The organism is Devosia sp. (genome assembly GCF_040509215.1).
Classification (GTDB): domain Bacteria; phylum Pseudomonadota; class Alphaproteobacteria; order Rhizobiales; family Devosiaceae; genus Devosia.
Genome location: NZ_JBEVLL010000275.1, coordinates 1 through 7171 on the forward strand (window position 1 = coordinate 1; position 7171 = coordinate 7171).

The 7171-nt window shown below is 64.2% G+C and carries 5 protein-coding genes; 4 read left to right on the forward strand and 1 reads right to left on the reverse strand.

The features are described from left to right. On the forward strand, positions 1-338 hold a 338-nt coding region (locus tag ABW043_RS15590), incomplete at its 5' end, for a hypothetical protein (RefSeq protein WP_353922119.1). Between the two features lie 422 nt (positions 339-760). Here ABW043_RS15590 and ABW043_RS15595 read toward each other — a convergent pair. Next, the gene (locus ABW043_RS15595) at positions 761-1279 is read right to left on the reverse strand and encodes a hypothetical protein (protein ID WP_353922120.1); all 519 of its coding nucleotides are present in this window, start codon (positions 1277-1279) and stop codon (positions 761-763) included. 198 nt (positions 1280-1477) lie between these two features. On the opposite strand from ABW043_RS15595, the gene ABW043_RS15600 reads away from it, so the two are divergent. From ABW043_RS15600 to ABW043_RS15610, 3 genes are all read left to right on the forward strand, one after another. After that, complete coding sequence (locus ABW043_RS15600; protein WP_353922121.1) at positions 1478-2179, forward strand: ABC transporter ATP-binding protein; 702 nt, start codon at positions 1478-1480, stop codon at positions 2177-2179. After that, a complete protein-coding gene (locus ABW043_RS15605; protein WP_353922122.1) occupies positions 2179-4734 on the forward strand; it encodes an ABC transporter permease in 2556 nt (851 codons plus the stop codon). Before ABW043_RS15600 ends, ABW043_RS15605 begins: the two co-directional genes overlap by 1 nt. A 195-nt stretch (positions 4735-4929) precedes the next feature. Further along, positions 4930-7171, forward strand: a 2242-nt coding sequence (locus tag ABW043_RS15610; protein ID WP_353922123.1) for a Tex family protein, incomplete at its 3' end; no start/stop codon positions are given.

The following is a 7171-nucleotide window of genomic DNA, read 5'->3' on the forward strand; positions in this document are numbered from 1 at the left end:
CGGCAATGGGAAGAGGGCGGCCGTCAGAGGGCGGCTCTGCCCTCCACGGCATCGCGCACCGCCCGATGGGCGATTTCAACGGTTGCAAAATGCTGGCCGTCGACCACGAAGGCCGGCAGCTTGACAGCAAGGAAGCGGAAGCCGCCATCTGCCGGCACAACGACGCCCTGGGGCTCGCCGCCGACTTCGATCACGGTTGGCCGGAGCGTTTCGGCCTTAGAAAAACTGTTTTCCTGCATGGGTGGAATCTCCACTTGCGCGACGAATGGAAAAACACGGGCTGTGGAACTGTCCACGCCGGTGAAGCCATTTCGCTGCGGGTCTTATCGAAACTCTGAGACGGTGGTGTGACTGTCACACCTGAAATGTGACCGAGGTCACATTCGTTTCGAGCAGAACCCTTGCCAGCGTTTGGCGTCAGTACGGCGGGTTACTACGGTCGAACACACGGCATGGATGGTAATGGTCGGCGATGTAGTCATCGTCATTCCTCTCCTTGCGAGTGTTGGACGTATGAGAGCGCGTCATTTACGGCGCAGCGATGGCAAGATAGGCGAGCTTTTGGATTTTCGCCAGTGCCCGCCACTGCGTTAGCGAAGAAAAAAGCGAAAAAGCGTGCTCGACTTTGGTCGAACCGCAAAAATATGATGTTTTAGTTCATATTTAGCATTAGGGAGGGCGAATGGCCGCGCTCCCATCCCGTCTTTCGGCAAAGCCAATGCCCGGCTCTCATAACGAAAGGCCGGGCAAAACCTTGTGATCAGCGCGCGAACGGCACGCTGGTCGTAAGCAGCTTGCCCGAATTGTTGAATTCGACCTGGAATTCAACACGAATCGAATCGCCCACGAGGTAGATGCGCGAACCGATGGCGACGTCATTGCCGCCGCGATCCTTCTGCCGCTCGACGAGATCGAAGCCGATTTCGTTGCCGCTCTGCTTGCCCACGGCAAGACCGGAGAAGCCCGCATTGGACGTCATCACCGCTTCATACTGGGAGTTGGCGTCGGCATAGCCGATAGTGCCCGAAACCGACAGGTTCATGTTCACCAGCGTGCAACGGCCGGTATAGTTGATTTTGCCGGAATTTCCGGGGCTTACAGCCAGTCGGCAGCGGAAGGGTTCGGGCTTGTCGCCCCCCTGCAAGATGCTCTCGCCGCGCCAGTTGCCAACATAGGAAGCCAGCAGCGCCTGCTCGCTCGGCCCTGCCAGCGCCGGCGCCGCGGCCAGGCCAACCAGCATCATCGCCATGCCAATGGCGCTCTTCCCACCCTTCACCACGTCAAATCCTCTTGGTCATAATTGTCCGCCCTGCGGGCATGACTTCTTTAGTACTTCATCCAACAATGCCAGTTTAATATGATTGAGCAAAGATGCGGCATTTACGCTGCGTAAACCACTACCGCCGGAGGCAGCGTGCCAGCGCCAGATCAGTCCCCGCTTTCCGATGCCCCTGCTTCCCCCAGGAAAGCGGCTCATATGGCCAACACCCCGATCATCATCGCCAGCAAGGTCGACTATAGCGTCGATGTCGCCGGCAAGCCGCTCAACATTTTGCGCGGTGTGGATCTGTCGGTGAATCCTGCCGAAGTCGTCGCCATTGTCGGCCCCTCGGGCAGTGGCAAGACCTCGCTCCTGATGCTGCTCGCCGGCCTCGAACGCGCCAGCGCCGGCCGGATAGAAGTGGGTGGCACTGACATCACCAAGCGTGACGAAGACGCCATGGCCGTGTTCCGCCGCCAGACGCTCGGCATCGTCTTCCAGAGCTTTCATCTCATTCCCTCGCTGACGGCCCTCGACAATGTCGGCCTAGCGCTCGAAATCGCCCGCCCAGACATGAAGCTCAGCGACGTGCGCAAGGAAGCTGCCGCCGCGCTCGACGCCGTCGGCCTCGGCAAGCGCCTGGACCATCGCCCCTCGGCCCTGTCCGGTGGCGAACAGCAGCGCGTCGGTCTCGCCCGCGCCCTCGTCACCAAGCCGCGTCTGCTTCTTGCCGACGAACCCACCGGCAATCTCGACCAGAAATCCGGCGCCGTTGTCGTCGAGCTCATGTTCAACCTCGCCCGTCAGAACGGCACGGCGGTGGTCATGATTACCCACGACGCGCACCTGGCCGAACGCACCGACCGCCGCTTCACCATGGAACAGGGTCAGCTCACCGAAACCACGGGCGCTCGTTGATGCGTGCCTTGCTTGCTGCGGCCCGCGTCGGCCTCAAGGAAATGGCGGGCGACTGGGCCCGCTTTTCCCTTCTCATCATCTGCCTCGCCGTCGGCACCGCGCTGATCGCCGGCGTCTCCTCTGTTTCCTCGGCCATCACCCGCGCCGTCGACCAGAACGCTGCCATGCTCATGGGCGGCGATCTCGAATTCACCCGCTCCGACCGCGCTGCCAATGCCAGCGAACTCGCCATCCTCGAACAGGCCGGCACCCTCGCCAGCGTCGTCGAAACCAATCTCGGCGCTGAATCCCCGACCGGCGAGGCCTTTGTCGACCTCGTTGCCGCCGGCCCCGGCTATCCGCTCCTCGGCGGCGTTGGCACCAGCGATAGCGAAGCCATGGTCTCGCCCTTCAACGCCCTTGAAGAGCGCGACGGCATGTTTGGCGCCCTCGTCGATCCGGTCATGCTCGACCAGCTCGGCCTGACAACGGGCGACACCATCACCATCGGCGGCACCGAGTTTGAAGTCCGCGGCACTCTGACCGGCCTCCCCGATGGCCCCGTCCGCGGTTTCCGCCTGGGTCTTTCGACGCTCCTGAGCACCGATGGCTTTGCCCACGTGTCGGATCGCACCTCGCCGCTTCCGGGCCTTGGCACCAATTTCCGCTACAAGCTCCTCCTCGCCTCCGGCGATACCGAAGCCGAACGCGACCGCCTCGCCGCCGAACTCGGCGATGCCGGCTGGGAAATCCGCTCGGCCCTCGACGGCCTCGGCCCCATGCTGCGCTATTATGAGCTCTTCACCGGCTTCCTGATGGTCGTGGGCCTCGGCTCCCTGCTCATCGGTGGCGTCTCCGTCTGGAGCGTCATGTCCGCCTATATCGGCGAGCGCTCCGGCGTCATCGCGGTCTTGCGCAGCCTCGGCGCCTCGCGTTGGCGCGTGCTGGTCCACTTCCTCGTCCAGGTGCTTGCCCTCGGCCTCATCGGCGTCGGCATCGGCATCGCCGTCGGCGTCACCATAGGCCTCGTTGTCCTGCCCGCCGTGGGCGAAGCCATCGGCATACCGCTCGCTCGCGATATCGACCTCCTCGCCATTCTCGTCGCCGGCGCCGTGGGTCTTCTCACCGCCTTCGCCTTCTCCTATCTGCCCCTCGTTCAGGCGCAGATGGTGTCCCCGGCCAATCTTTTCCGCTCCAAAGGCCTCGGCGCCCCGCGCATCGATTGGCGCAAATTTCTGGCGTCAGGCGAACTCCTGCCTTTGGCTATCGCCGTGCTCCTGTTCTTCTGGCTCGCGGTGGTCCTCACCAACGACCTCGCTTTGGTCCTCGCCTTTGCCGGTTCGGCCATCGGCGCCGCCGTGCTCATGCAGCTCGGCAGCCGCCTCGCCCTCATCGGCCTTTCCAAACTCCCCGCCGCCCGCTGGCGGCCGCTGCGCCAGTCGCTCCGCGCCATCATCGGCACCACCCGCAATTCCTCGGCCGTCGTCACCGCCGTTGGCCTCGCCATGGTGATCCTCGTCGTCGTGCAGGTCCTCGCCATCAACCTCCGCAATGAATTCCTCGGCGCCTCCGTCTTCGACGCCCCGACCCTCGTCGCTTCCGATCTCTTTCCCGACGAAATGCAGACCCTCGAAGCCTCGGTCGGCCCCGAACACGGCATCGAACTCGTCACCGCCACGCCCATGCTGCGCGGCACCGTCGTCAGCATTGCCGGAAAGCCCATCGAAGACCTCGCCGCCAATGGCCCCGAAGCCGCCTTCCTGCTCTCGGGCGAAATCCCCATGACCTATCGCTCGGTCCTACCCCCGGCCTCGCGCCTCGTCGAGGGCCAGTGGTGGGCCGCCGATTACACCGGTCCCGCCCTCGTCTCCCTGCACCAGAACCTGCGCCAGGGTCTTGGCGCCAAAATCGGCGACGAAGTCAGCTTCGAAATTTTTGGCGAAACGGTCACCGCCACCGTCGGCAATTTCCGCGACTATGCCTGGCAGGGCGGCATCGACTTCCTCGTCGCCTTCTCCCCCGGCGTTTTGGACAATTATCCCTCCACCATCCTCGCCGCCGTCACCGCAGAAGATGGCCGCGAAGAAGAGGTGGAGCGCTTCCTCGCCAATGAATTCATCGACATCAAATTCATCGAGATCGGCGCGACACTCACCCGCATCACCGAAGCGCTGAGCCAGCTCTCCCTCGCCGTCGCGGCCGTGGGTGGCATCGCCGTCCTCAATGGCCTCCTCATCCTCATCGGCAGCCTCGCAGCCGGTCGCCGCCAGCGCGAATCCGACGCCGTGCTCAACAAGGTCCTGGGTGCCAAGCGCAGCGAAATCCTCGTCTCCGCGCTCATCCAGTTCCTCCTCCTCGCCGTCTTCGCCGCCCTGATCGCCATCCCCGCCGGCATCTTCACGGCCTGGCTCCTGACGCAAGTCCTCCTCAACGTCGCCTTCGCCGTCGATCCCGCCACCATCGGCGTCGTCGTCGCCGGCCTCATCGGCATGACCGCCATCCTCGGCGCCACGACACTCCTGCGCGTCCTCTCCATCCGCCCGGCCTTGCTTCTGCGCGAAATGTCGAGCGTGTAGCCACCACACGTCATCCTCGGGCTTGACCCGAGGACACTTCACTTCGCGGACGTGCGGCAAGTACAGAGCCCTCGGGTCAAGCCCGAGGGTGACGGGCCCGGAAGCCACCTTTCCACACCCTCTCCCCCTCATGATTGGGTTTTCGCCTAAATCCCCATTATGGTCGCGCCAACTCGAATCCAGACTGGCTGACCCATGGCGCTCCCCACCCCAAACCTTGCCACCCGCATCGCCCAGGAAATCGGCGCCAAGCCCGATCAGGCCAAGGCGGCCATCGAACTGCTCGACGGCGGCGCCACCGTCCCCTTCATCGCCAGGTACCGCAAGGAAGTGACCGGTGGGCTCGATGACACCCAGCTCCGCAATCTCGAAGAGCGCCTCGGCTATCTCCGCGAACTCGACGCCCGCCGCGACGCGATCCTCAAATCCATCACCGAGCAGGGCAAACTCACGCCCGATCTCGCCGCCGCCATCGCTGCCGCGCCCACCAAGGCCGAGCTCGAAGACATCTACCTCCCCTTCAAGCCCAAGCGCCGCACGAAGGCCGAAATCGCCCGCGAGCGGGGTCTTGGTCCCCTGGCCGAAGCCATCCTCAACGATCGTCGCCTCGTCCCCGCCGATCTCGCCCCGTCCTATTTCAACGACGACATCCCCGACGTAAAAGCCGCCCTCGATGGCGCCCGCGACATCATCGTCGAACAGATGGCCGAAAACGCCGATCTCGTCGGCCGCCTCCGCACCTATATGAAGGAGCGCGCCACCCTCCGCGCCAAAGTCATCGCAGGCAAAGAGGAAGCCGGCGCCAAATTCTCAGACTATTTTGACCACACCGAACGCTGGGCCACGGCCCCCAGCCATCGTGCCCTCGCCATGCTGCGCGGCCGCAATGAGGAAGTGCTCTCCGTCGATATCGAAGTCGATGCCGACGACACCTCCATCGTAAAACCCGCCGTCCGCACGGTGGCCTCGGCCTATCAGATCGGCGGCACTCTTCCCGGCGACAAATGGTTGTTGGAAGTCGCCGGCTGGGCCTGGCGCACCAAACTCTATGTGCACCTCTCGCTCGATCTGATGCGTGACCTGCGCGAACGCGCCGACGAAGAAGCCATCGCCGTCTTCGCCCGCAACCTCAAGGACCTGCTGCTCGCCGCCCCCGCCGGTTCCCGCGCCACCATGGGCCTCGATCCCGGCATCCGCACCGGCGTGAAAGTCGCCATTGTCGACGGCACCGGCAAGGTCCTCGCCACCTCGACCGTCTATCCCTTCCCGCCGCGCAACGATGTTTCGGGCACCCAGGTCGAACTCGCCAAACTCATCCGCGCCCACAATGTCGAACTGATCGCCATCGGCAACGGCACCGGCTCGCGAGAGACCGAAAAGCTCGTCGCCGATATGCTGGCAAACATGCCCGCACCAAAGCCGATGAAGGTCATCGTCTCCGAGGCCGGCGCCTCGGTCTATTCGGCTTCGGCGCTGGCCGCCGCCGAATTCCCTGGCCTCGACGTGTCCTTGCGCGGCGCCGTCTCCATCGCCCGCCGTTTGCAGGACCCCCTCGCCGAACTCGTAAAAATCGAACCTAAAAGCATCGGCGTCGGCCAATACCAGCACGACGTCGATCAGTACCGCCTCGCCAAATCGCTTGATGGCGTGGTGGAAGACGCCGTGAATGCCGTCGGCGTCGATCTCAACACCGCCTCGGCCCCGCTTCTCTCCCGCGTCTCCGGCCTCGGCGCCTCCATTGCCGAAGCCATCGTTGGGCACCGCGACGCCAATGGCCCCTTCAAGACGCGAAAAGACCTGCTCTCGGTCGCCCGCCTCGGCCAGCGTACCTTTGAACAGGCCGCCGGTTTCCTCCGCATCCCCAACGGCACCGAACCGCTCGACGCCTCATCGGTCCACCCCGAAGCCTATGGCGTCGCGCGGAAAATCGTCGCCGCCTGCGGCCGCGACGTCCGCGCCCTCATGGCCGATGGTTCAGCCCTCAAGGCATTGGACCCGCGCGTCTTCGTCGACGAGCGCTTCGGTCTCCCCACCGTCCGCGACATCATCGGCGAACTCGAAAAACCCGGCCGCGACCCGCGCCCCGCCTTCAAAACCGCGACCTTCGCGGAAGGTGTGGACGACATAAAACACCTAAAACCCGGCATGCAGCTCGAAGGAACAGTCACGAACGTCGCCGCCTTCGGCGCCTTCGTCGATATCGGCGTGCATCAGGATGGCTTGGTCCACGTCTCCCAACTGGCCGACAAGTTCGTCAAAGACCCGCACGAAGTCGTCAAAGCCGGCGACGTCGTGAAGGTGACCGTCGTCGAAGTCGACGTCCCCCGCAAACGCATCGGCCTCACCATGCGCCGCGACGGCGGCGCGTCAGCGCGCGAAGATCGTCCGGCTGCCGCCCGTCCCGCCAACAGCCGGCCCCAGCAACAGCGCCCGGAGC